Origin of the sequence: Escherichia sp. AM3 (assembly GCF_032029835.1) — a bacterium.
GTDB lineage: Bacteria > Pseudomonadota > Gammaproteobacteria > Enterobacterales > Enterobacteriaceae > Escherichia > Escherichia coli.
This window is the reverse complement of the sequence record NZ_JAVUPQ010001264.1, coordinates 1-241: the sequence shown is the minus strand read 5'-3', so window position 1 is coordinate 241 and position 241 is coordinate 1. Positions and strand designations below refer to the sequence as shown.

The following is a 241-nucleotide window of genomic DNA, read 5'->3' as shown; positions in this document are numbered from 1 at the left end:
TGACAAGCCGTTGCAGGTGGAAGGCGTCGAGGTGGTTTCGCTGCCGTTCTACAAGCTGAGCACCCAGTTTGGCGATCTCGACCAGAGCAAAACGTATCTGCTGTGGTGCGAACGTGGGGTCATGAGCCGTTTGCAGGCGCTGTATCTGCGTGAGCAGGGCTTCGCGAACGTGAAGGTGTATCGCCCGTAGTTTCTCGCCCGGTGGCGCGAGCGCTACCGGGCCTGCGATTCTATGCTCTTT

1 protein-coding gene is annotated in these 241 nt (G+C 59.3%); it reads left to right on the top strand.

Annotated features, from left to right (window positions below; all coding sequences use genetic code 11):
• On the top strand, positions 1 to 190 hold a 190-nt coding region (gene thiI, locus RTW80_RS30590), incomplete at its 5' end, for a thiazole biosynthesis protein (RefSeq protein WP_409415350.1).
• Positions 191 to 241 lie beyond the last annotated feature (51 nt).